At 68.1% G+C, this 24,183-nt stretch carries 24 protein-coding genes; 11 read left to right on the top strand and 13 right to left on the bottom strand.

Annotated elements, in window-relative coordinates; all coding sequences use genetic code 11:
* Positions 1-54: 54 nt before the first annotated feature.
* Positions 55-1,014 carry a DUF5937 family protein gene (locus ACIBG5_RS10515; protein ID WP_396391270.1) on the top strand — a complete coding sequence of 320 codons (960 nt, stop codon included), beginning with the start codon at positions 55-57 and terminating at the stop codon, positions 1,012-1,014.
* 96 nt (positions 1,015-1,110) lie between these two features.
* Positions 1,111-2,382, top strand: a complete 1,272-nt coding sequence (gene fes / locus ACIBG5_RS10510; RefSeq protein ID WP_396391269.1) for an enterochelin esterase — start codon at positions 1,111-1,113, stop codon at positions 2,380-2,382.
* Here fes and ACIBG5_RS10505 read toward each other — a convergent pair.
* The 5 genes from ACIBG5_RS10505 to ACIBG5_RS10485 all read right to left on the bottom strand — a co-directional run bounded on the left by ACIBG5_RS10505 (position 2,367) and on the right by ACIBG5_RS10485 (position 6,310).
* Complete coding sequence (locus ACIBG5_RS10505; RefSeq protein WP_396391268.1) at positions 2,367-2,777, bottom strand: hypothetical protein; 411 nt, start codon at positions 2,775-2,777, stop codon at positions 2,367-2,369. The genes fes and ACIBG5_RS10505 overlap by 16 nt on opposite strands.
* 13 nt (positions 2,778-2,790) lie before the next feature.
* The gene (locus ACIBG5_RS10500; protein WP_396391267.1) at positions 2,791-3,477 is read right to left on the bottom strand and encodes a hypothetical protein; all 687 of its coding nucleotides are present in this window, start codon (positions 3,475-3,477) and stop codon (positions 2,791-2,793) included.
* Entirely contained in the window at positions 3,474-5,783 is a 2,310-nt protein-coding gene (locus ACIBG5_RS10495; RefSeq protein ID WP_396391266.1) for a MinD/ParA family protein, read from the bottom strand. Before ACIBG5_RS10495 ends, ACIBG5_RS10500 begins: the two co-directional genes overlap by 4 nt.
* Before the next feature lie 63 nt (positions 5,784-5,846).
* Positions 5,847-6,044 carry a hypothetical protein gene (locus tag ACIBG5_RS10490; RefSeq protein ID WP_360443025.1) on the bottom strand — a complete coding sequence of 66 codons (198 nt, stop codon included), beginning with the start codon at positions 6,042-6,044 and terminating at the stop codon, positions 5,847-5,849.
* 74 nt (positions 6,045-6,118) lie between these two features.
* The gene (locus tag ACIBG5_RS10485) at positions 6,119-6,310 is read right to left on the bottom strand and encodes a hypothetical protein (RefSeq protein WP_396391264.1); all 192 of its coding nucleotides are present in this window, start codon (positions 6,308-6,310) and stop codon (positions 6,119-6,121) included.
* A 226-nt stretch (positions 6,311-6,536) separates the two neighbouring features.
* On the opposite strand from ACIBG5_RS10485, the gene ACIBG5_RS10480 reads away from it, so the two are divergent.
* The gene (locus tag ACIBG5_RS10480; protein ID WP_396391263.1) at positions 6,537-6,764 is read left to right on the top strand and encodes a hypothetical protein; all 228 of its coding nucleotides are present in this window, start codon (positions 6,537-6,539) and stop codon (positions 6,762-6,764) included.
* A gap of 148 nt (positions 6,765-6,912) precedes the next feature.
* Complete coding sequence (locus ACIBG5_RS10475; RefSeq protein WP_396391262.1) at positions 6,913-7,692, top strand: BTAD domain-containing putative transcriptional regulator; 780 nt, start codon at positions 6,913-6,915, stop codon at positions 7,690-7,692.
* Positions 7,693-7,705: 13 nt separating this feature from the next.
* On the opposite strand, the gene ACIBG5_RS10470 is transcribed toward ACIBG5_RS10475, so the two are convergent.
* A complete protein-coding gene (locus ACIBG5_RS10470; protein ID WP_396391261.1) occupies positions 7,706-8,575 on the bottom strand; it encodes an LLM class flavin-dependent oxidoreductase in 870 nt (289 codons plus the stop codon).
* 102 nt (positions 8,576-8,677) lie between these two features.
* Between ACIBG5_RS10470 and ACIBG5_RS10465 the strand changes: the two genes are divergently transcribed.
* Both ACIBG5_RS10465 and ACIBG5_RS10460 read left to right on the top strand, forming a co-directional pair.
* Positions 8,678-10,147 carry an alpha/beta fold hydrolase gene (locus tag ACIBG5_RS10465; protein ID WP_396391260.1) on the top strand — a complete coding sequence of 490 codons (1,470 nt, stop codon included), beginning with the start codon at positions 8,678-8,680 and terminating at the stop codon, positions 10,145-10,147.
* A gap of 178 nt (positions 10,148-10,325) precedes the next feature.
* Positions 10,326-10,943 carry a hypothetical protein gene (locus ACIBG5_RS10460; RefSeq protein ID WP_396391259.1) on the top strand — a complete coding sequence of 206 codons (618 nt, stop codon included), beginning with the start codon at positions 10,326-10,328 and terminating at the stop codon, positions 10,941-10,943.
* Between the two features lie 303 nt (positions 10,944-11,246).
* Here ACIBG5_RS10460 and ACIBG5_RS10455 read toward each other — a convergent pair whose 3' ends face one another.
* Positions 11,247-11,816, bottom strand: coding sequence for a dihydrofolate reductase family protein (locus tag ACIBG5_RS10455; RefSeq protein ID WP_396391258.1), 570 nt, complete (start codon positions 11,814-11,816; stop codon positions 11,247-11,249).
* A 297-nt stretch (positions 11,817-12,113) separates the two neighbouring features.
* Between ACIBG5_RS10455 and ACIBG5_RS10450 the strand changes: the two genes are divergently transcribed.
* Positions 12,114-12,902 carry a hypothetical protein gene (locus ACIBG5_RS10450; RefSeq protein WP_396391257.1) on the top strand — a complete coding sequence of 263 codons (789 nt, stop codon included), beginning with the start codon at positions 12,114-12,116 and terminating at the stop codon, positions 12,900-12,902.
* Between the two features lie 22 nt (positions 12,903-12,924).
* Here ACIBG5_RS10450 and ACIBG5_RS10445 read toward each other — a convergent pair whose 3' ends face one another.
* The 5 genes from ACIBG5_RS10445 to ACIBG5_RS10425 form a co-directional block, all read right to left on the bottom strand.
* Positions 12,925-13,386, bottom strand: a complete 462-nt coding sequence (locus ACIBG5_RS10445) for a VOC family protein (RefSeq protein ID WP_396391256.1) — start codon at positions 13,384-13,386, stop codon at positions 12,925-12,927.
* Positions 13,387-13,433: 47 nt separating this feature from the next.
* Entirely contained in the window at positions 13,434-14,171 is a 738-nt protein-coding gene (locus tag ACIBG5_RS10440; RefSeq protein ID WP_396391254.1) for a class I SAM-dependent methyltransferase, read from the bottom strand.
* A 68-nt stretch (positions 14,172-14,239) separates the two neighbouring features.
* Positions 14,240-15,505 carry an alpha/beta fold hydrolase gene (locus ACIBG5_RS10435; protein WP_396391253.1) on the bottom strand — a complete coding sequence of 422 codons (1,266 nt, stop codon included), beginning with the start codon at positions 15,503-15,505 and terminating at the stop codon, positions 14,240-14,242.
* A gap of 168 nt (positions 15,506-15,673) precedes the next feature.
* A complete protein-coding gene (locus ACIBG5_RS10430; RefSeq protein WP_396391252.1) occupies positions 15,674-18,415 on the bottom strand; it encodes an AAA family ATPase in 2,742 nt (913 codons plus the stop codon).
* A gap of 54 nt (positions 18,416-18,469) precedes the next feature.
* Entirely contained in the window at positions 18,470-19,222 is a 753-nt protein-coding gene (locus ACIBG5_RS10425; protein ID WP_396391251.1) for a DinB family protein, read from the bottom strand.
* 76 nt (positions 19,223-19,298) lie between these two features.
* Between ACIBG5_RS10425 and ACIBG5_RS10420 the strand changes: the two genes are divergently transcribed.
* The gene (locus ACIBG5_RS10420) at positions 19,299-20,702 is read left to right on the top strand and encodes a PLP-dependent aminotransferase family protein (RefSeq protein ID WP_396391250.1); all 1,404 of its coding nucleotides are present in this window, start codon (positions 19,299-19,301) and stop codon (positions 20,700-20,702) included.
* A gap of 95 nt (positions 20,703-20,797) precedes the next feature.
* Positions 20,798-21,292 (top strand): hypothetical protein, encoded by a 495-nt coding sequence (locus ACIBG5_RS10415; protein WP_396391249.1) that lies wholly within the window; start codon positions 20,798-20,800, stop codon positions 21,290-21,292.
* Positions 21,293-21,377: 85 nt separating this feature from the next.
* Here the strand turns inward: ACIBG5_RS10415 and ACIBG5_RS10410 are convergent, their stop codons facing one another.
* Entirely contained in the window at positions 21,378-22,334 is a 957-nt protein-coding gene (locus ACIBG5_RS10410; protein WP_396391248.1) for a DUF5937 family protein, read from the bottom strand.
* Positions 22,335-22,409: 75 nt separating this feature from the next.
* Between ACIBG5_RS10410 and ACIBG5_RS10405 the strand changes: the two genes are divergently transcribed.
* Together ACIBG5_RS10405 and ACIBG5_RS10400 are read left to right on the top strand one after the other, a co-directional pair.
* Entirely contained in the window at positions 22,410-23,624 is a 1,215-nt protein-coding gene (locus ACIBG5_RS10405) for an MFS transporter (RefSeq protein WP_396391247.1), read from the top strand.
* Complete coding sequence (locus tag ACIBG5_RS10400; RefSeq protein ID WP_396391246.1) at positions 23,621-24,148, top strand: YceI family protein; 528 nt, start codon at positions 23,621-23,623, stop codon at positions 24,146-24,148. The genes ACIBG5_RS10405 and ACIBG5_RS10400 overlap by 4 nt, the downstream gene beginning before the upstream one ends.
* Positions 24,149-24,183 lie beyond the last annotated feature (35 nt).

Raw genomic sequence — 24,183 nt, 5'->3', positions numbered from 1 at the left:
GTCAGTTGTCGCATCCAGGTGCTCGGCGACACCATCGATATAGCATATTGCTTCATGATCGAGTACGAGCTCGTCGGCAACGACCTCGGCGAGGTGCGCTTCGCGATCTCGCCGCTGAACGAGCTGGTCCTGTCACTGCGGACACTGCGCGATCCGGGCCGGTTCCCGCTGCAGCTGCCCTGGCTGCGGGCCACCGAGGCGGCGCGCGCCCGGCTCGACCTGGAGCTGCTCCGCGCCTTGACGAACGAGTCGCTGTGGACGCCGGACTTCCTCACTCCGCGGCCGTACACCCCGCTCGGCAGGATCGACGACGAGTTCGCGGCCCTGACCGGCACACCGGGCGGCGTCGTACGCGCGGATCTGGCGGAGGTCCACCCGGCCGCGCTGCCCCCGGTACTTCGAGGCCGGCCGGACAGGGTACTCAGCCGCGTCCTGGCGGCGCTCCGAGACTACTGGGAGGCATGTTTCGAGCCGCACTGGCAACGCATGCGGACCGTGCTCGAGGCCGACGTCGTCCACCGCGGCCGGGTCACAGCGCAATCTGGCCTCGCAGTGATGTTCGCCGACCTCGACCGGCATGTTCGCCTCGAGGACAGCGTTGTGTACGTGCGCCTGCGCAGCGACCTCTCGTACCGCACCTCCACCGCCGGCCGCGGCCTCACGCTCGCCCCCTCGCTGTTCAGCAGGCGCGCGACGGCGCCCATCTCCCCCGACGAGCCACCGCACATCATGTACCCGGCACGCGGCCTCGCCACGCTCTGGGAGACCGAGACGAACACGCCGGCCACTGCCCTGGTGGGCCTGATCGGCCGCGTCCGCGCCCGGCTGATGGGACTCCTCGAGACGCCGACGTCGTCGACCGAACTCGCTGTGCGCCTGGACGTCACGCCGACCGCGGTCAACCAGCATCTACGTGCACTGCGCGCGGCCGGTCTCCTCATCTCCGCACGGCACGGCCGCTCGGTCCTTTACCGACGCTCAGACCTCGGCGACCGCCTGGTCCGCGGCGCATAACCCTCAATCCAGTGTTGTGAACCGAGGGCGACGCTCGGTCGGGGCGCCAGTGGTCCGGGATTGTCCTACGGTAGGACGACGCCGAAGGGATGATGCATGGCCGAAGAGATCAACAGCCCACGTCTGCAGAAACTTGATCCGGCCGGAACTGACGAGTTCTGGGCCGAAGTCACCGAGCAGGGTGCGCCACTGGTGGAGCCCGTGCTGGATGACGACCACGATGTCTGGCTGACTTTTCTCTACCGGTCGAGCGAACCTATCGCCGGCGCCTCGGTGTTCGGCGGCCCACCAGGATGGGACGCACCAGACAACCAGATGCACCACCTGGACGGCACCGACGTCTGGTATCTCACCTGCCGGGTCCGCGCCGATCTGCGCTGCACCTACCGTCTGGCCGTCGATGACGTGGACAGTGCCGCGGCGAAGGCGGAGGACTGGCAGGAACGTACGGCGCACTGGTTCACCGATCCGCTCAACCCGGCGACATTCGTCTATCCCGAGGACGAATTCCTTGGCACTGACGAGACCGTGGTGTCGTTGATCGAGTTACCGGCCGCGCCAGCGCAGCCTTGGCTCGCTCCGCGGTCCGACGGCAACCCAGGCGAGCTCGTCCGGCAGCTGCACCGTAGTGAGATCCTCGGCAACGAGCGTCGCATCTGGGTCTACACCCCGCCCGGTTATCGACCGGACGACGAGCCGTATCCGCTGCTCGTGCTGTTCGACGGCGACGTCGTACGCGGCCCGATCCCCTTCCCCACGATCCTGGACAACCTCATCGACGACCGCCGCATCCCGCCGATGGTGGCCGTCCTCGTCGACAGCCTGAGCCAGGAAGTCCGCAACCGCGAACTCCCCTGCGGCGGACCCTTCCTGGAGTACCTGTCCGACGAACTGCTGCCCTGGGTCCGCGAGCGGTACCGGATCACGACCGATCCCGCGCGGACGATCGTGGCGGGTCAGAGCCATGGCGGTCAGGCCGCCGCGTTCGCGGGGCTCAATCGCCCGGACCTCTTCGGCACCGTGATCTCGCAGTCGGGATCGTTCTGGTGGAGCCCGGACGACGACGACGAACACGAGTGGCTGACCCGCCAGTACGCCGAGGCCGAGCGACAGCCCGTGCGGTTCTACCTCGAGGTCGGCCTGCAAGAACGCGGTCCGACCCCCGACGACGGCCCATCCATGGTGGTCGCGAACCGCCACTTCCGGACCATCCTGCGCAGCAAGGGCTACGACGTGACGTACACGGAGTACAACGGCGGCCATGACTACGTCTGCTGGCGCGGCTCGCTCGCCGACGCACTCACCACCGTTACTGCCCCACCGCAGCCGACGCCGGCGGCGCCGGCCACGGATCAGTTGCCGGCGTAGCTGATCGAGACGACGGTCGAGCTACTGCTGATCTTGCCGCTGTCGACCTTCTTGCCGTTGACCACCAGTACGACGCTGAGACCGTCGGAGCCCTTCGTCTTGTGCAGGTTGACGGTGTAGGAGCCGTTCGAGGCCTTGACCTGGAACGTGGCGGATCCACAGCCCTTCTTGCTCGTCGCGCCGACCCGGCCCGCCCAGCAGGTCTTCTTCGACGCGGTGATCCGGACGGTGGCACCCGACTGCGTGGTGGTCTTGCCCTTGCCGCTCCCGCTCCCGCTGCTGCTGCCGCCGGCGCCGGTGCCGGTGCCGGGCGTGGTCTTGATCGGTTCGCAGCCGGTCAGCACCAGCGGGACCACAAGGGCGACCGCGAGGGCGGTCCATCGGCGGGCAGACATCGGGGGCCTCCGGTCATCCGGTCTTGACGGTCAGTTGTGGCTTCAGGCTGGTCGGCTTCAGCTCCTTGCGAACCAGCGCTTCGATATCGGCCAGCCCGCTGCTGTTCTTCGTCGCCGCGAGGCGTGCTGCGTTGCTGCGGGTCGACAGCTGATCCTCGAGTTCTCGAGCCATCGCCTCGAGCTGTTGCCGGCCGTGACGCGAGAACGCGCGATGCTTGCTGGTGACAACTACGATCTGCACTGCGACGGCCGAGGTCGAGCAGCCGGAACAGGCCGCGTTGACCGCGAAGGCACGGTTTCGAGCGGTGACCGTCGTACCGGGCCGGACCACGACGACCTGCACGGACACGCTGGTCGCTCGGCAGTTGCTGCAACTCGACCAGGCGTTCGCGACGTTGTCCGCCGTACGCTTCTTTGCCTTGTTCACGTAGATGACCTGCACTGCCGAAGCGTTGGCACTGCACGAGTCGCAGGTGGCCGATGCGGTGGCCACGGCATCAGCCTGGGCTCGCTTGCCCCGGGCACGTTCGAACATGGCGGTCCGGTCGGTGTCCGAACTGCCTGGCGTCGAAGGGTTGGCGGACGCGACCAGGTCGAAGTCCTGGCCGCTCCGGAACGTGAGGACGCTCGCGGTGCCGGTCGCGCCCAGGACGAGGGACGCGATCATCGTGATCGTTGTGAGTCGCCGGCTGATGGTCATGAGGCTCCTTCGCCTGTGAGGGACGGATCAACCACCGAGACGGGACTCCAGCGGTTCGTGGTGAAGCCGCCGGCGACCAGTTCGGCCAGTTCCAGGTAGGCATCGCGGGTCGCGGAGCGCAAGTCGTCGAGGTCGACCGCTGCTCCGCTGTCCAGCGCCGGGTCCCACGGGATGCGGACCGTGCCGGCGCAGCGACTGTTGAAGTGGTTCTCGATCTCGTCGAGCTGGAGCCAGCGCGGCTTGCCTCTGGTCGTGTTGATCACGGCGACCGCGGACGACACCAGATCGGCGTGTCCGTGCTGGTCCAGCCAGTCCAGCGTCCCCGCCGCGACCCGGGCGCCGTCGAGTGCCGGTGGCATCACGACGACGATCTGGTCGGCCTCACGCAGGATGCCCTGAATGGCGCCGTCCAGGATGCCGGTGCCGGTGTCGACCAGGATCAGGTTGTAGTGCTGGGTGAGCAGGTCGAGCACAGTGCGGTAGTCCCGGTCGCCGAGCGCCTGGCTGATGGTCGGGTCGTCGTCGGACGCGATCACCTCGAGCCGGCTCGGTGCCTGCGAGGTGTACTCGCGCAGATCGGCGTACTTCGTGATCAGATCGCGCTCGCCGAGAAGGTTGGTCACCGTGGCCGGGGACTCCCGGCGGACCCGATAGATGAGCGAGCCCGCGTCAGGGTTCGCGTCGAGCGCGACCACTCGATCGCCGCGGTGCATCGCGAGCGTATGACCCAGCATCAGGGTGGTCGTGGTTTTCCCGGCGCCGCCCTTACGGCTCAAGGTGACCACTCTGCGCGGGCCTCGCACGGTCGCACGGACTCGGTCGATCCGCTCCCGTTCGCGCTGCTCGGCGAGGCTGGGGCCGACGTTGATCCGGCCACTCGAGACGAAGTACAGGCCGTGCCGCCATCCGTTCCGAGGCGGCGTCAGCCGCCGGCGGAGCATCTTGTCCTCGGTGAACAGGGCAGCACCGGTCGCCCCGCTGATGTGGTCCATCGGTTCCTCCTCGGCCGGCGACGGCGGGGTCTGCCGGGTTCGAACCGCGCGTACGAGGTGGAGCACGGATCGGACGAGTACGACGCTCAGCCCGACGATCGGGAGAGCGATCGCCAGCAGAGACAGCAGCGCGAGCGCCGCTGCGCCGATCTGCCCTGCCGCGACGAGTGTTCGTACGCCGCCCCACAACTCACTCGAGCGATCCCAGAACCCGGCGAGGTAGCCAGGGGCGTTCCAGGTCAGGAGTCCCAGACCGATGAGCAGCGCGGGGACGGTGACCAGTACCCAGGTCGTGACCACGATCCGGGTACGGAACCGCAGCGTCGCCACACCGGGATCGTTCCGGCGGCCAGGCAGAAGGCTCCGCAGGATGGGCCGGACGTGCCCGAAGAGATTCGGTACGCCGGCCAGGTCGCCGAGAATGTAGTACCCGTCGAACCGGACCACCGGCAGCAGCTGCTGGATGATCTCCAGGTGGGACAGCGCGATCACCGCGAGCAGGGGGGACCATCCGGTCCACAGGTACATCCCGGCCGCGACCACGATGTAGACCGCGTTGAAGTAGACGCCACCCAGATCGGTCCGCAGCCGGCCGGCCCGGTTGAGCCGGTAGGCGCTGGTCACGTTCGTGTAGAAGGCAGGGATCCAGAGATAGAGCCCGACGCCGATCTGTCCGGGCTTGGCGCCGCCGTACCGGCAGCCGGCCGCATGGCCGAACTCGTGGAAGACCGTTGCCATGAGCAGCAAAATCAGGACGGCCAGCACCCCGGCCGGATCGACCAGGGCGGAGAAGACGTCCGAGGCGGACCGGGTGACCAGCACCCAGATGTCGAAGGCGATCACGGCCGCCAGGACCGCCACGATCACGGGCCGGTGGAACAGCGGTGCGAAGATCCGTGCGATCGTCCGGACGGCACGGGCCGGCAGCAGCACGCCGCGCAGGCTCAACGCGAGCAGGGGATCCGCCTTCTCCTGTCCCACCGGCGCGCCGTTCCAGAGGGCGACCAATCCGGACGGACCGAGCTTGTCGTTGATCAGGCGGACCAGGTCGTCGGGATCGAGACGGTGACCGTACGCGCGGCTCACCCGGTCGGCCAGCAGATCGGTCGACGAGCGCCCGTCGGCGTTGTCCACGATCAGATAGAGCAGCTTGGTCAGCAGGACCATCTGTCGGTCGGCCCGTTCGACCAGATAGCGCTCTTCCCGGAACCCGGACCCCTCGTACCGTCCGAGCAGGCGTACGCCGCCCACCCGGCTCGGCCTGGGTCCGCCGCGCACCGGGACCGCGCGGAGGTGGTCTTCTGTCGTTGTCACGATGCGGTCGTCCCCCCAGTGCGGGGGGCGCAGGCCCCCCGCCAGTTCCGTGCGCCGATGGAGCTAACGCTGGAACGCAGCCAGGTGCTGCAGTGCGGCGGCCGTGGCAGTCGAGCCGATCGTCCCCGCATTCACCGCGATCGCCAGGTTGACGGCCGTGATGTTGGTGATGTTGATCAGTGCCAGTGCCTCGCGCGTGGGCAGCAGTTCGGCCGATTGGCCGGCCACGTCCGTACCCGAGATCCTGCCGAGATCCGTCATCGATACCCCCTCGTTCCTAAGGCGTGCGAGCGGCGCACTCGGTCATCACCGCCCGCACACCCGATTCGGTCGGCCTAGCGCTGGTTGACCACAATCGTCTGAATGGCCGCGGCCTTCGCCACCGACCAGTACGACGCCGCGTTCAGCGCGACCGCCGTGTTGGACGCGTAGATGTTGGCGTAGTTGAAACCACCCAACGCCTCCCGCTCCGGCAGTACCTGGATCTCCTCCAGGTCGAGTTCGACCGCCGTCAGTTTCTCGTTCATGAGTCACCCCCTCCGCCGTGTTCGGTGCTCAGGGCCAGTGGATGCCTGGCAGCATGCTCAGGGTGTTGTCACAGCGTTGTCCCGGCGTTGTCACAGCGTTGTCAGGAAGACAGTGGTCGACGTAACGGCCCACTTCGGGGATCGTTGGGTTCATCGTGAGTCTCCCGGTGGTCCGTGCACGCACGACACCAGACAGCCGGTCGGATGACTCCCGGGGGGGTGGATCATGACCGATCACGCGCAGTCCGAGCCCGTGCCCGACGCGGCGGCACTGGTGATCCGGGTCTGGCGGGAGCCGGCCGACGAGGCCGGAATCAAGGCGCGCATCACCCAGCGGCCCGATCTGAGCGCCGACGCCGAGACGACGTCGGTGGTGGCCTCACCGGAGGCTGTCTACCGCGAGGTCCGCGCCTGGCTCGAAGAGTTCGTCAGCCGAACGGGCGGCGAGTCTTGACATCTGGCCATTCCTGTCCCATGTTTCAGGGAGTGCGTAGCGGTTGGTGGTTCAGCCGTCACCCACAGCGGGGACATCTGCGAGCAACACAGCCGGGGGGCAGGCTCGTTTGACGCGCGCCGTCGCACCCCGAAGGGGAGGCCGTGCGGTGCGGACGTTGTTAGAGAGTGATCTTCGACTTCAGTTGCTCGGCGACTGGCTCCTGACCGTTGCCGACCAGCCGGCCGAGACGGTGGAACCGATCGATCTGCCGGCCGGTCCGCAGCACCTCATCGCGCTCCTGGCCCTCAACGGCCGCTGCGCACGGACCCACACGGCCGCGACGCTGTGGCCGGACTGCACCGACATGGTCGCGGCCGCCCGCCTTCGCGCGGTCCTGTGGCGGTTGCGGCACCGGCATGCCGGCGTACCGCCGGTGCTCGAGATCGGCGACTCGTCGCTGTCTCTGGCGGTCGACGTCGTCGTGGACGTCGACCGTTTCCTCGACGGCGCCGAGTTGCTGATCCGCGACGACCCGGACCGCGGCACCGACGAGGCGGAAGACGCCGCTCTCGTCGTACTGCACTCCTCGGAACTGCTCCCTGGGTGGTACGACGACTGGGTGCTGGCCGCCCGCGAGCGACTGCAGTACCTGCGGCTGGGCGCGCTCGACGCCCTCGCGAACCGGCGCCGACGGCAACGGCGTACCCACGAGGCCCTCCAGGCCGCGCGGGCCGCGATCAGCATCGAGCCGCTGCACGAGAGCGCGCACCGCACCATCGTCGAGATCCACCTGGACAACGGCGACCTTGTTGAGGCCATCAACCATTACCAACGATTCCGGGACATGCTCGACCGCGAACTGGGCCTCCCACCGAGCGACCTGTTCCGCGAGGTCGTGAGCCCCTACCTGGCCGTTGCCTCCCGCAAGGTAGCCCGAACCCGCTGATCCCGGCCGGCCTTCAGGTCAGGCCGGTTGCGGCGGCGATCAGGTCGATCTGGTGGAGGTCGGGGTTGGCGGGGAACAGGATCAGCTCTTCGCAGCCTGCGGCGGCGAAGCCGGTGACGGCGTCGGCGACTGCTTGCCGGGTGGTGAGGGCGTTGGCGATGATCCGCTCGGCGTACGGGCCGGCGAAGCTGTAGTAGTCGCCGAGGTAGCGCCGTGCGTGCTCCTCGGCGTCGTCGCCGAGGCTCACGTAGCCGATGGCGACCAGGCGCGGCTCGCCTTCCCGTCCCGCCTCGCGCCAAGCGCCCCTGGCCGTGTCAGCTGCCGCCGCGAAGGCGTCCGGACCGCCGGCGCCGAGGATCCAGCCGGCGCCGTACTGCGTCATCCGGCGGAAGGCGGCGGGCGAGCCACCACCGATGAGCAGCGGCGGACCGCCTGGTTGTGCCGGGGCCGGCCCGATCGCACCGGCGTACCCCCGCGGCTCACCGGCCCACACCGCCCGCATCTCCGCAAGTTGCGAGTCGAACGCCCTTCCACGCTTCTCGTACGGCGACGCCGTCGCCTCGAAGTCGTCCGGCCGTGCTCCGACCGCGATACCGACCGTCAACCGGCCGTCGGAGAGCCGATCCACGGTGGCCAGTTGCTTGGCCAGCAAGGCGCCGTTGCCCCGGAACGGGCCGATCATGATGGCCGTCGTCAGACCGATCCGGCTGGTCACCGCCGCCGCGGCGGCCAGCGCCGGTATTGCGTCCAGATTCCCGTACACCAACCGGTCGAGCGTCCCCAGGGTGGAAAACCCGGCCTGCTCGGCAGCCTGCGCCCAATCCAGGATCAGCCGGGCGCGAATACCCGGAATCGTGGACGGCAGACCGATACCAACATCCATGAGAGCTCCTTGGTTCAAATGTCGGGGCAATAACCAGACTGCACCTTCGTCTTGACTCTGTCGTGGGTGGCGAGGAGGGTCGAAACGGGGGTGGGGATTCCAATGGATATCCGACGAATTCGCAAAATGCTGGCCGTCCTGGGTTCAGGGCTACTTCTTTCGACGACGTTCGTGTCGGCGGCACAGTCCGATACCGCGACGTCGCCGTACCACATCGATTTCAAGCCTTGTCCGGGATCGGCTGTGGTCCGGTGCGGCACGCTGCGAGTGCCTGCGGACTGGGCGGCTCCGAAGGGTCCGAAGATCACTGTGGCGGTGGCTCGCCGTCCCGCGGATGATCCTGCGCACCGGATCGGCACGCTGTTCTACAACCCCGGTGGCCCGGGCGACGGCGCTGTCGACAACGTCATTGCCGCCGAGACGTTCTTCTCCGCGACGCTGCGGGCTCGCTTCGACATCGTCGGCGTCGATCCGAGAGGCGTCGGTGGAAGTACGCCGATCCGCTGCGGCGTACCGGCGCTGACCCCTGACTACGCGTTTTTCCCGCGCACGCAGGGAGAGTTCGACGCGATGGTCGCACACAATCGCGCGCTCGCGAAGAGCTGCCTGCAGCAGACCGGACCACTGTTCCTGCACGCAGACACCGTGAGCGTCGCACGCGACCACGAGGCGGTCCGCATCGCGCTCGGCGTCTCGAAGGTGAACTGGCTGGGGCTGTCCTACGGCACGCAGGTCGGAGCGCAGTACGCCCAGTTGTTCCCGAAGCGCACGCGAGCAATGGTCCTGGACGCTGCTCTCGACCACAGCAGCCCGGACGTGCAACTGATCGCCGATGCGGCCAAGACCGTGGAGGAGGCGTTCGAACGGTTCGCCGACTGGTGTGACACCGCCGACGACTGCGTCTTGCGGGGTCAAGACGTCCGCGCGGTCTACGACAACCTCGTCCGGAGCGCGGACCGGAATCCGATCCCGGTCGAAGGAGCCCTGCGCCCCGTCACCGGTGACGACATCCGAATGAACACCCCCGGCTGGCTCGCCGCGAAGACACCCAACGTACTCGCGGGCGAGCTGTCCTGGCCCGTCTTCTCGGAGGTCCTCAGGCGAGCCGTCGCCGGCGACGCGCAGTTCTTCGCCTTCCCGCCACCTGCGGGACCGACCGACTTCCTGTTCTCCCGGATAGCGAATCACTGCGGTGACTACGTGTCCGACATCCACACCTTCGCCGAGATGCAGCAGCGCATCGAGATGGGCCGGCAGTTGGCGCCGCACCTGCAGGGCGCCTCGGAGTTCTGGCAGGGCGGCCTGTGCATCGGCTACCCCTTCAAGGTCGCCAACCCGGTGCGCAGCCTGAACGTGAAGGGCGTGCCCACCCTCATCGTCCACGCAACGCACGACCCGTCCGTCTCCTACCAGTGGGCGTTCGGCCTGGCCGCCCAGATCCACGGCAGCAGCGTCCTCTCCCGCCTCGGCGACGGGCACACCTCCTACTACAGCTCCGACTGCGCCCGGGACGCGACGGACCAGTTCCTCCTCACCAAACAGTCCACACCAGCCCCCGTCTGCACCACGTAGGCCCCACCGATGGTTGAGCCGGAGAGTCTGAGCGTGACGACTCCGGTGCAGTCGGTGCGGCCGCGGCTGGGGTGTGTCCGGAACAGTGGCGAGGCCGCTCATCCGTCCTGGATGACGCGCAATGGTGACGCGCGCACCAGTGTGGGGTGGAGCCAATGGATTCCTCCTGACAGTGCTCATGGACCGCTACCCGAGCTGGCTTTGCGGCTGTGAGCGGGTGCTCAGGAGAGGAGAGGGAGAGTGGAACATGGCAATCGGGCCAGTACAGCTCATCGTGCTGGGGTTCCAGCACCCAGACTTCCATGGTGAGGTCATCGCCGAACTCGAACGGCTCCGGGCGAGCGACACCGTCCGCGTGATCGACTCGCTGGCGGTCTACAAGACCGCGGACGGCGACATCGAGGCCGAGCATCTCAGCAACCTGACCGAGCAGGAAGCGATCGAGCTGGGCAGCAAGATCGGGGCGCTCATCGGCTTGGGCTTCGAGGGCGAAGAGGGCATGGAGGCCGGCGCCGAAGCCGGCGCGGAAGCGGTTGCCGAGCAGGGCGGTATGGGCGTGTTCAGCGAGGAGGACGCCTGGGATGTGCTCGAGGACATCCCGAACGACTCCGCCGCGGCGCTCATCCTGCTGGAGCACCACTGGGCCGTGCCGCTGCGGGATGCCATCGCTCGGGCCGGAGGCTTCCGCATCGGCGACGGTTTCATCAGCCCACTGGACCTCGTCGAGATCGGGCTGGTATCGGCTGAAGAAGCCAAGGAACTGCACGAGATGGAAACCGCGGGCGCCGCCGGCTGACCGGGCGGCCGTCGTTCGCCATCGCACAGGGAGGAGGAGAACCCGATGCTTGGATCACGCAGGGTCGCGCGCCGGACCGGGCGCCGCACAGCGCGGCGTGTGTCCCGCCGCAGGTAACGGCTCACAGCGAACCAGCGGGATCGCTCACGCGCGCCCGGGCGGCACCCGCTTGCCATGGTTCGTGCCACGAAATCACGTCTGACTCCGTTTACCGGTATTCGGTAGCTGAAGAGTGGACGCCGGCCGATGCCCGAACGAGCGGCATCGCCGGCGGCCGACTCTTCGACAGTGCGGACTTTCCGCCTATTTCTTGATGTCGTAGCGCAGAAGCGCCACGCCGTTGTCGAACGAGGTGGCCTCGACCAGCCTCAGGTTCTGACGATCCTCGAAAACGCGCGTTCCCTTGCCGCGGGTCGCCGGGCAGACCAGCATCCGGATTTCGTCGACGACGCCGGTCTCCAGCAGGGAGTGCATGAGCCTCAGGCTCCCCCACAGCCAGATGTCCTTGCCGGTCTGCTCTTTGAGCTCCCCGATGGTGGCGACCGGGGCCCGCGTCACGGTCGCGGCGGGAAAGTCGCCCCAGGGCGCGTCATCCAGCTTCGACGACACGACGAACTTGGTGAGGTTGTTGAGCTTCTCGCCGTACACGCCCTGATCCCCGGCGTACGGCCAGTAGTCCTTGGACTGGGCGTAGGTGTTCGCGCCGAGAATCATCGTGTCGACCGAGTCGATGAAGCCCATCAGGCTGTCCCTGAAGGGGTCTTCGGTGATCTCGTCGCCGAACGGTTCCCCCGACACGAAGCTGAGGCCACCGTCCTCCTCCGCGGCGATGTTGTCGACGGTAACCCACTGCTGGACTATGAGCGTTCGCATGACTGTCCTTCCGTCCCGTGCGATGCTGCGGTCACGCTGACCGCATTTACCTCTGAGACGGAGCCGGCCCGCCGGTCTCGACATCCCGTCACATCTCTCGTTCATGGGACCCGTATGACCAGCCCGCCCGACTCGACCGCGTACGCGACCATTCGTGAGGGGACAGCATCCGGAGCGCGTTCGCTGAGGGCATCTGAAGCTGTTCCCGGTCATCCGGCCTGGAGGATGTGACGGCGCGCTCGCCGAGGCCACACTCAAGGCGCGCGTCCAGCGAGGCCGCCTTGTTTGGGGGTACGGATGTTCTTCACCCTTCCCAGCCCGCTGCTCGCTCTCATCCTGTTCCTGATCGTGCTGGGATCATGCGCCATCGGTGTGCTCGTAGGGCGGCGGTTGCGCGGTCACCACGAGTCCTGGCGAGAGCCGATCGGAGTCACCCAAGCGGCACTGCTCGGGTTCGTCGCGCTCATCCTCGCCTTCGGATTGACGATGGCGGTAGGCCGCTACGAGACCCGGCGGGTCGAACTGGTCACCGAGACGAACGCGATCGGCACCACCTACCTCCGGGCACAGACCTTGTCAGAGCCCGTCCGCAGCGAATCACTGGAACTGCTCAAGCGCTACACCGACCTGGAAATCCGCCTGTCGACCACCCGGCCGGGCTCTGCCGAGGCCCAACGCGTCGTCGCCGCCGGCGGGGCCATCCAGCGTCAACTGTGGGCACTGGCCGACGACGCGCTGCGAGACGCCCCCGTCGCGAGCGCCCCACGCCTGTACGTCGACAGCCTGAACTCGATGATCGACAGCCAAACCTCACGCGTCGCAGCACTCGGCAACCGCGTCCCCACATCGGTCCTGATCCTCGAAGTCGTTGGCGCATCAGTAGCACTCGGACTGCTCGGCCTCTACCTCACCGTGCTCGGCCGTGGCCTGCTACCCATCATGCTCGCCGCCGTCTTCGTCTCCCTCCTGCTGCTGGTCACCTTCGACCTCGACCGACCCACCCGCGGCATCATCACCGTCCCCTACACACCACTGACAGAACTACGAGCCTCGATGGAACTACCACCCGCGGCCGGCGGCGGCTAGGACTGTGTCCCCGTTGACTGGATCAGTCGAGGCAGAATTCGTTGCCTTCGGGATCGGTCATGGTGATGGTGCCGAGGGCCAGTGGTGGCTGGGGGTCGAAGCGGCGTACTCGGTGGGCTCCCAGGGCGACCAGGCGGGTGCATTCGGACTCCAGGGCTGCCATCCGTTCGTCGCCCTCGAGACCGGGGGCCACGCGGACGTCGAGGTGGACGCGATTCTTGGCGACCTTGCCCTCGGGCACCTGCTGGAAGAACAACCGTGGACCGTCACCATCGGGGTCTTCGAGGGCCGAACGCGTGTTGCGCTGATCCACCGGTACGCCGACGCGCTCGAGGAACTCGTCCCACGCCGCCAGCGGGTCGGCGCCCTCGGGCAGTTCGACACCGGGCGGGCCGGGGTGAACGTAGCCCAGCACGTCGCGCCAGAAGAACGACAGCGCCCGCGGATCGTGGGCGTCGAAGGTGACCTGGAATTCGCGGCTCATCGGCCTGCTCCATCTTTCGCGGTTCTCATCTCCCCACTCTGACGCACCTAACGGACAGTTGCCGCCCGCGCGAGATGGATGGTCAGGTCGGCGGCGATCTCGACCGTCTCTGGCAGGACCTGCAGGATGTGGCGAAAGGCTTGTTCCTGGACTGCGGCCGGCAGTTCGAGGTACGCCGAGATCGTCGACAGGAGGCCGACGTAGTCGCGCGCACTCATCGTCCAGCGCCGCTCGATCACCAGCTGCTGAACGTCGCTGAACCACTCAGACCGTTGGAGCTCCGTACCCGGCCACTGCATGGCATGCTCCGGCGGCGTCCCATCGGGAGACGGAATGTCGTCGCTCTCCAAGAACGGCGCCCGGGCCACGCGAACCGCCTCCTCCACCGCCGGATCAGCCAGACCGACCGGTCCACCGAACGACGCGAAGACGCCACCCGGCTCCAACAGCGCGGCCATCCGCGACCACCGGCCCTCCGGGTTCGTCCAGTGCAGCGCCGCGGCCGCATAGACCAACCCGTAGCGCTCGCCTGGTCGCAGGTCCTCGAACGCGGCTCGCAGTGGCGTGACGTTCGCCGGCACATGCTGACGCAACTCGGCGAGCATGGCATTGTCGGGCTCGGTCGCGGTGACCGCGACCCCTCGTTCGGCAAACAGGCGGGTTGCCTTTCCGGTCCCAGCACCAATCTCGAGGGCAGTCCGGACCGGCTGACCGGCGTACGTCATCACCCGGTCGAAAAGCTCGACGGGATATCCCGGCCGGAACCGCTCGTACGCTTCCGCCATTGCTCCGAAGCTCAACGCGCGACCAGACATGCCGAGCATCCTGGCACGATCGTCCTGACAATTCATGATCATTTCGCGCGGACCGATGAGACGACATCGAGGATCGCTTGTGTGGTGGTGGCGGCGTACTGTTCGTCCGCGACCAGTGCCTCGTGGGTAGCACCATCGATGACGCGGTGCACGCTGTTGGTCGACAAGGTGGCCAGGTGGTCCTGTGCTGCTGACCAGGCGGCATCGGATCCGGTACCGGCGGTCAGGACGACCAAGGGCTTGCCTGCGAAGTCACGCAGAGATGCTGCCTGCTGCACCGAGGCGGCCGCCTGGACGTACTCGTCGATCGTGCTGCGAAGAGTGCCTTCGGTCGCGCCGCTGGCGCGTACCTCGTCCCGGGAACGCCGTGGCAGGCTGCCGAAGGAACCCTGGCCGTACAGCCGGGCAAGACCAACTCGAGCCGAGACCGAGACCAGTGCGGAGACACGACCCATGACGTCCCCGGACGATGCTGCCCGAGGTTTCGCCGCCGTCGCGGGTGCGGTGGAGTCGACCAGCACCATTCCGGAGACGTCGGCGGGGTAGCGAGCAGCGAAGGTGAGCACGTAGAGGCCGCCGAACGAATGGCCCGCCAGCACGTAGGGACCTGGGACGTGTCCACGCTGAAGCAACGTGTGCAGGTCGGTCGCTACCTGCAAGCCGTCCTGGGCCGTGTCAGCAGGCTCGCTCCATCCGCGGCCCGCACGGTCGTAGACGCAGACCCGGGTATCACGTGCGACGGCCGGCGCGATCCACCCGAGATTCGAAGACATCTCGCCACCGCCCGCTTCGAGCACGACCGTGGGAGTGCCCGAGCCGGTGCAGCTCAGGTGCAGGCTGTGTCCGCCAACGTCGATCAACTGACCGGGCATCGGGTACGCCGTGACATCCGCGGCTTCCCGCAGGGTCTCGTAGCCGCCGCCGATCGAGGCAAGAGCCAGCATTGCGATCACGGGGTAGAGCAGCCAGCGTCTGCTCGGGCTACGAAGCTGTCGACGGATGCGAACGATCATCCAGACCGCCAACGCCAACAGCGTGGGAGGCCAGATCCAGCGGAGTACGTCGTACGCCGGGGAGCCGAACGTGACTAGGACGAGACCACCCAGTCCCATGAACAGTGCGGGAGCCGAGGCCCAGCGTTGTGGCTGATCGGTGAAGCGCACCGACAGCACGGCCAATACGGCCCAGCCGAGTGCGAATCCGCACAGGACTGCGCCGGTGATCTCGCTTTGCTCTGGCGCGATGAATGGCGCAGCGACGAGGAGTAAGGCAGCGAGGAGTCCGGCGGCCAACGAGCCGGCCACGATCCAACCAACGCTTGCCCTTCGCCTGCGAGGGCCGGTGGACTGTGACGCCGGGTGATGCGGGTGGGTCTGTGTAGTCATGATGTCGAGCTCCTGAGTGAGGTTCGGTGGTGTCTCCACCGTCCTCGTCAGGCCAGGGCCTCGCGCCGGCCAAATGACCGGGTTCGATCAACTGAGCCCGAGTTGAGCAAGCTCTCCGCGCGAGCTGACCCCCACTTTGGCGAAGACGTTCCGCAGGTGGAAGGCCACTGTGCGTGGGGAGACCCAGCACTGAGCGGCGACGTCCTTGTTCGACAGTCCCGTGCTGACCAGTTGGGCGATCTTCGTCTCCATGGGTGTGAGCCGCAGCAGTGTGGATGGGTCGCGTTTGCGAGCGGTCTCCCCCGACGCGCGCAGCTCCTGCGCGGCGCGGGCGGCCAGCGGCTGCGCGCCCAGGTCGGTGAAGGTTTCCAACGCGGACCGCAGGTGGTTGCGTGCGTCGACGCGACGATTGGTGCGACGCAGGAACTCGCCGTACAGCAGGTGTGTTCTGGCGTGGTCGTAGGGCCGGACCGCATGCCGGTAGTGGCCGAGGGCTTGCTCGTAAAGCTCTGCTGCCGGTACGGCGTCCGCGCAGCGCGCCAGCCCGAGGTCCACAGCGGCCTGTGCCCAAGGACGGTGTGTCGCGGTGGCGAACGGCGCGAGTTCGTCCACCCACGCCCGTGCCAGCACAAGATCGCCAGCTCGCGTCGCCGCTCCAACGCGGTCCACCGCGGCCATCCGCTGGAGCACCGGTAGACGCATCGCGCCCAAGTGGTGCAGTGCCGCGGCAGAGTCTCCCCCGGCAGTGGCCCTCGTGCCCTTGGCCCAACGCATGAGGTCGTGCACGGGGTCGGTCAGGATCCCCAACGAGTGCGCCGCGACCACTGCGTCGAGTTGTCCGAGGTGGTGGTCGTAGTCGTCGGTTCCGGCCAACGCAGCGAGCAGCGTCAACCACGCCAGCGGTGCGGCAGTCAGCGTGGGTTGACCGACACCGCGCGCCAAGGTGAGTGCTTCGTCGACCGAACTGCGCAGCGCAGCCCATTGGCCGGCGAGGAGTTGGGCGAACGCGAGCCGTTCCAGCCCGTAGATCACCGCCATGCCCGCACCGCTTTCGCGAGCGCTGGACACCATGGTTGCGTAGAAGAAGTGCGCTGCCTCGTCGTCGCCGAGGCTGAGGGCGGTGTTGCCGAGGTTGCCCAGTACGTCGAGGTCGTCGATCTGGCGCCCGGCTTGCACGGCCCGCTCGAGGGTGGCCGCCGCCTCCGACCAATCACCGGCAGCCGAGGCGCTGAGGGCGCCAAGGAGTAGTTGCAGGCACCGAGTGCGCGGCAGGTCAGCCAAGGTCGCGGCCAGCAAGCGGGTTTCGGTGCCGTCGGCAAGGGTTGCCCCGCTGTCCCCGCCGTACGCGCGCGTGAGTGCGGCGGCGACCGCCATCTCCAAGGCCCTGCTCAGGTCCAGGTCCGCGGCGGCGCGCGCTGCCTGGACAAAGATGCGATGCGCATCGCTCGCAGAGCCAACGTTGACCTCGATGCGCGCTCGCAGCCGGTCGATGTCGGCTCGCAGCAAACCGTCGCCAGCGAGCTGCCGGGCCGAGGCACACAGCGCCCGGGCACGAACCGCCTGCCCGGAGGCCCACGCGTTGCGGGCGGCCGCGAACAAGCGCATCGCGTGCGCCTGCCCGTCGACCGTCAACGCGGCAGCTCGCTCGAACGCCGCAGCAGCCGCGACGTACCCGCCACGCTGCTCAGCGCGGCCCCCGACCTGGTACAGAGCCTCGGCCAGCCTTTCGTCAGGCCCTTCGGCCGCCGCGGCAGCATGCCAGGTCGCCCGGTCGGGGTCATCGTCGCGCAGCGCATCCGACAGTGCCAGGTGCGCACGACGGCACGCGAAGCTGGTGGCCGCCTGGTACACCGCAGAGCGAACCAGCGGGTGCCGCACGGCAACAGCGTCACCGGTGACTGTCAGCAGACCGGCCCGCTCGGCGTCCTCCCACGCGTCGATCTGCGCACCCAGACGGCTCGCCGCTGCCCGCACGGTGTCAGCCCGGCCGGTGTCGTCTGCCGCCGCCACCAACAGCAGAGTCTGTACCTCGTTGCTCAGGCGGCGGCACCGGTCGAGGAAGGCGCGCTCCAGGCCCGCGGTCAGTGTCACTCGCTGCGGCAGCGGCGCCGCGCCGTACAACTGGGCCGGACTCAGAGTGGTTGGCAGCTCCAACAACGCGAGCGGGTTCCCGCCACTGTCGCGAACCAGCCGATCGGCGACCTCGTCTGGCAGAACGTCCGGGCTGCGCTGGCCCAGCAGTTGACGGGCTGCTCTCTCCTCGAGACCACCGAGCTCGAGCACAGACAGGCCCTGCGGACTGAAATCCGCGTCGCCGGCGCTGTAGCGGGCGGCGAACACCATCACGACCGGGTCAGCGTCCAGTTGACGGGCCGCGAACAACAGCGCGTCCGCCGACGCCGAATCGAGCCACTGCGCGTCGTCGATCACGCACAGGAGAGTGCCGCCCTCGGCTGCGTCGGTCAGGACTGACAGAGTCGCCATCCCGACCAGGAACGGTTCGACCGGCGGCCCGTCTTCAAGCCCGAACGCCAACCGCAACGCGCGTGCCTGAGGAACCGGTAGCCGCTCGTAATCGACCACAGGGCGCAGCAATCGGTGCAACGCAGCGAACGGCATCGGCGACTCGGATTCCACACCGGTGGTACGCAGCACCCGTAGCGCGTCAGCATCCGGAACCGCTCGCTGCGCCAAGACGAGATCGTGCATCAGGGCGGACTTGCCGACCCCCGGCTCCCCCAGCACAACCAGCACCCCTGCGCGTCCCGCCCGCGCCCGCTCCACGAGCGTTGCAAGCTCGGCCCGCTCCCGCTCGCGGCCGTACAGCACCTGCTCACGGTACTACCGCACCTGAACAGCCAGCGCCTTCCTCAGCTGCCGGCCTCAGCTGCCGGCCTCGATCGTGTTGAGGTCGCGGACGGCGTAGCGGTGGTGTTCCCATTCCTCTTGGAGGATTACGTGCAGGCAGGAGAGGACGGTCTCGGGGTATTCGGGGGCGTGCGGGTTCTTGCGCGCCTCCGCCAGCGAGTCCGGTGTCACCGCGGCCACGAAGTCGCGCACCATCGCGACGTGCCCCGCGCGGACCTCGAGGACCTCGGCGTACGTCGGTTCGATCGTCGTGAGGGCCGACGTGTCCGCGCCATCGTTCTTGGTGGCGGTGTCCATCTGACCGATGGGATGGAACGGTTGTGCGAGCTCGAGGATCGCCCGACCGAGCCACACGTCGGTGGCGTGAACCAGGTGGCGAAGGGTCTGGGCGAACGACCACTCGCCGTCCACCGACACGTCGACCGTGCCGGCCGGCATCGCCGCGGCGCGGTCCACTGTCGCCGCCCAAGTGCGCTCGAGTGCATCCCAGGCCTCGCGCAGACCGTCCGGATCCTCGGCACGCCGGAGCTCGCGGCCGGGGAAGCGACGGTCGAGCTCGGCCTCGACGTACGGGATCACGTCGACACCGTTGACGCGGAAGAAGCTCTCACCGTCGGCGAGCCACGGCGCGTCGATGTCCGCCTTCCCCACGTCCACACCGCGCATCACCACGCCGGACAGGTCAGACTCCACGAACCGAGCACCGCGCAGATCCGCCCCGACGAACTTCGCGCCCCTCAGGTCGTCGGACTGGGTGAAGGTTGCCATGAGGTCTCCTCGTCGAGCGCCTGCTGCCGGTGGCGAGAGGTTAGCCGTTGAGCCGGGCAATGGCGAGAATGCGGACATGGATCTGCATCTGCATCTGGGCAGGGAGGGCGGATTGGCCGAGCAGATCTATGCACAGTTACACGAGCGGATCCGAACCAACGCCTTACCAGCGGGGACTGTGTTGCCGTCGTCGCGGGAGCTCGCGGAGCGGTTGTCGGTGTCGCGGGCGACGGTGGTTGCGGCGTACGAGCGGCTCGCCGCGCACGGCCTGATCCGCTCGCGGGCCGGGATCGGAACGTTCGTCACCGGGGAACGTGTCCCCGCCACACCCGCGCCACCCGCGTCTCCGCTGCGGCCACGGTCGCTCTGGAGCGCCGAGCAGTTCGCCGTACCGGGTCTCACCGTGGATGCCGAGTTCGACTTCGCGCCTGGTATCCCCGGGCGGACCCAGTTCCCGTTCGCGCGGTGGCGAGCGTTGATCAATGATCAGCTGCGCACTCGAACCGACGTGAACTACGCAGACCCGGCGGGCTCGGCCCGGCTGCGTGATGCGCTCGCGCGACATCTGGTCGTCAGCCGCGGTGTCCGGATCGCGCCGGAGCAACTGGTCATCACGACGGGTGCGCAGCAGGCGTTCGACATCGCCGCGCGCGTGCTGCTCGAACCGGGCGACACGGTGGCCATCGAGGATCCCGGCTACCTGCCGGCGTACCGCGGATTCCTCGCGCATGGAGCGCGTGTCGTCGGGGTTCCTGTCGACAGCGAGGGGCTGGTTGTCGATCGGCTTCCGGCCGAGACGCGGTTGGTGTACGTGACGCCGTCGCACCAGTTTCCGCTCGGCATGCCGCTGTCCGAGTCACGCCGTACTGCGCTGCTCGCGTGGGCTGCCGAGCACGACGCGGCGATCGTCGAGGACGACTACGACTCGGAGTTCCGCTTCACCGGACGTCCGCTCACTCCCCTGCAGGCGACCGACGCGGTGGGTCGCGTCCTGTACGTCGGTTCCTTCTCCAAGACTCTGTTGCCGGCGCTCCGGGTCGGGTTCCTCGGCGTACCGGGCACGCTGGGTGAAGCCGCCCGCCGCGCGAAGTTCGTCGCCGACTACGGCACCGCCGGCCACGTGCAGGCGGCGCTCGCAGCCTTCATCGAGGAGGGCGACCTGGTCCGCTACATCCGGCGGATGCGGCGCTCGTACGAACGTCTTCACGACCTGCTGACCGGAACTCTGCGCGAGGATTTCGCCGATGTCCTCGAGCCGATCGAGTCCAGCGGTGGGACGCACATGGCCGCGTTGCTGACATCCGGACAACCGAGTGACACCGTGCTCGCCGCCCGCGCCCTCACCGCGGGAGTGAACCTCGGGACGATCTCGCGCTGGGGTATCGATCGTCCCGGACCGAACGGTTTCGTCTTCGGGTACGGCGCTGTCCCGGCCGACCTGATCCCGGAGGCGCTGGCCGCGCTGCGCCGCGTTATCTGATCGAGATTGGACTGGCGCAGAACAGCTCGAATCGGCCCCGCCACCGGACCGGCACCGTTCCTAGGCTGCCGCGGACATCCATCACAGGAGGCCTGATGAGATCCCTGCGCATCGCTGCAATCGCCATCGCCTGTGCCGGCGTCATCGCCGGCACATCCCTGGCCAACGCGTCCCCTCGCTGCGAGCAGGTCGAAGCGACGATCTACGACAAGGTCGTCGACGTGGGGTGCCCGGCGCCGACCCAGGTGTGCGTGGCCGGCTTCGTCCGCGGAGACCACGGATTCGACGGGACGACCGTGTTCATCCTCGGCTCCCGCGGCGAGCCGCCGGCGACGGCACCCGACCAGCGGCCGGTCACCGGCACGCTCACCTACACCTTCGAGGACGGGGCGATGCTCACCGCACTCGAGACGAGCATCGGGAACGTCAACACAACCACCGGCTCCGGTCACGCCGGCGGCACCCAGCAGTTCACCGGCGGCACCGGCCGCTACGAAGGCGCGACCGGCTACGCCTACCTCGGCCAGCACTGGGAGGTGGACCACTTCGTCACCGAGATCAAGGGCGAGGTCTGCCGCTCGAAGCGATAGCCGGACCCAGTGGCGGGTTGTTTCACCGCTGGCGCGTAACAACCCGCCAGCCGGCACACAACCCGCCACCCGTCACCTGACCGGGTCAGTCGGCTTCGGTGCCGGTGAGGAGGGCTGCTAGTTGGGTGGGTTTGTAGAGGACTTGTTTGCCGGTGCGTTGGGGTTCGACCAGGCCGGTACGGCGGAGGAGCTGGAGCTGCTGACTGACCGCGGAGGGGGTGACCTTGAGTTCGGCGGCGACGTCGGTGGTGGTGCGCGGGTGGGTGAGGAGTTCGAGGATGCGGGCTCGGGCGGTGCCGATGAGTTGGGCCAGGTCGCGGCGCGACGGCGGGTCGACGACCGACCAGAGGGTGGCCTGGCCGCGGGGCGGGTAGCCGAGGATCGGATCGGCGCCGACGTCCATCGGGATCACGGCGTGCGGGCCGAAGAGGGTCGGCTGGAGGACGAGGCCACGGCCGTCGACACTTTCGGTGCGGCTGACGTAGCTCACGCGGTCGACGCGAAGCAGGCCGTCGCCGTAGCTGATCGCCGGCCCGAGTTCGTTCAGCATCACGCCCGTGCCTCGCTGGGTGACGACATGCCCGCGATAGCTGATGTCGGCGGTCAGCAGCGTGCGCATCCGATTCCAGTACGGCGCTATCGCGGTCTGCCAGTACTCGCGGAGAGCGTCGACCACCTTCGTCACGCCGTCGGGCCCGGCCAGCTCGGCGGGAACCTCACCGTTGACCGCAACGAGCTGGCGTTCAAAGGTCTCGCGATCGACCGAGGCGATGAGGTCGAGCTCGTCGCCGATCTGGGTGAGCGGTGACGTCGGACGCGGAGTCAGGAAGTCCGGACTGCCCATCGTGTCGTTGACCAGCCGGCGCAACACGCTGAAGTCCAACGGCCCGAGCAGTGGCTGAACCGCCCGGACCCAGGGCAGCTGAAGCGGGAAGCGTCCCGGATCCTGCAACGCCCGCAGCGACAGCACAGTCTCGGCCGCCGGCGAGACCGCGAACCGGACATCCTCAAGGTCCCGCGAGGTCAACTCATACGTGAGCACGCCTGCCCCCTTGTCGATGTAGCCCAATCCTAAATCGTTCGCGGGCCGCTGCGACGCCCCGCGACAGTCGGGGGCATGAGTATCGAGATTGCCGTCGACGCGCGACCGCGCACGACGTTGCTCGGCGTACTGGCCGTGTGCTCGGCGGTCGGCGTCGGGACTGTCTACTTCCCGCAGGCGTTGCTGCCATCCGTCGCCGCGTCGCTGCACGTACCGCTGTCGGACGCGGCGCTGGTCGTGACCGCGCCGCAGGCCGGGTACGCCGTTGGCATCCTGACCGTCGTACCGCTGGGTGACACCGGGGCGCAGCGGCGGCTGCTGACCATCCTGTTCGCCGGTGTCGCGGTCTTTGCGATCGCAGCCGCGGCGGCACCGTCGTTGCCGGTCCTGGTGATCGCGTCGTTCCTGATGGGCTGTGCGACGGTGGCATCGCCGGTGATCGGTCCGTACGTCGCGGGCATGACCGGTTCGCGGCGATTGGGCAGCATCAACAGCATCCTGCTCAGCGTGGGCATCCCCGGGATGATCCTGTCGCGCGCGATCGCCGGGTTCCTGGGCGAGGAGTATTCATGGCGGTACGCCTACCTGGGTGCCGCCGTACTGGCGCTGGTGTGCGCCGCGGTCGCGTGGACTCGACTGCCCGTGCCGGTGCACGTCGAGCCGGCGGAGTTCCCGCAGTACCTGCGCCGGCCCTTCGACCAGCTGAGGTTGCGCAGCGGTCTGCGTCGATCGGCGTTCTACCAGGCCTGTACGTTCGCGGGCTTCACCGGCACCTGGGCGACCTTGGTCCTCGTCCTGCAGGATTCCTTCGGCCTCGGAGCCGGCGCACTCGGCTGGATCAGTCTGGTCGCGATCGCCACCATGGCCGTCGTCCCGTGGACCGGTCGCATCGTCGATCGCCGTACGCCGGATGCCGTGACGGCCTGGATCCTGGTCGGAACTGTTCTCGCCGCCGTACTCATGCTGGGTGCGTACGCCGGTGGTGCGCTGGGACTCACGCTCCTCGTGGCCGGCGTACTCGTCCTCGATGTCTCGATGCAGTCGGGGATGGTCGCGAACGTCACCCGGATGTACCAACTCGACCCCGGCCGGCGCAGCGCCATGAACACGGCGTACATGGTCTGCGCCTACTCCGCCGGCAGCCTCGGCTCCTGGACCGCCGTACGCTTCTACCACGCCCTCGGCTGGTGGACGGTCCCGACCTTCGTCGCCGCCCTTGCGAGCCTCGCCCTTCTCCGCCTGGTCCTGAGGCCTGACAGTTCGGATGGCGGTCTCGTCGTACGTGTATGACTACGACGACGATGTTGAAGGAATTGACTGGGGACTACGCGGTGGATGCGGCGCGGTCGAGGTTGGGGTTTACGGCGCGGCACACGGTTGGGCCTCGGGTTCCTGGGCAGTTCGAGGTGTTCAATGGGGTGCTTCGGCTGGATGGGGAGGATCCGAGCCGGTCGACGGCGGATCTGACGATTCAGGCGGACAGCATCCAGACCGGCGACCGGCGGCGGGATGCCGCGCTGCGTGAGCACTTCCTCGACGCGGAGACGTATCCGTCGATCAGGTTCAGGTCCACGAAGGTGAGCCAGACCGGTGTGACGACGTTCACGGTGACGGGGAATCTCACGATCCGTGGCGCCACGCGGCCGGTCGTCATACCGCTGGAGCTGACGGGCACCGACGATGGGGTCGCGTTCACAGGGTCGCTTCCGCTGCTGCGCAAGCGCTGGTCGGTGAGCTGGAACGCGGCCGTCAACCTCATGGTCGCCCAGAAACTGGACCTCCACCTTGAGCTCACGGCCAACCGCATCGCCTGAGCCTGGGTTGTCTCGATCGCCTCTGGTGGTTAGTG

Origin of the sequence: Kribbella sp. NPDC050241, assembly GCF_044459685.1 — a bacterium.
GTDB lineage: Bacteria > Actinomycetota > Actinomycetes > Propionibacteriales > Kribbellaceae > Kribbella.
Note: the sequence above shows the minus strand (reverse complement) of the source record. Positions and strands in the feature narration are given on the sequence as shown.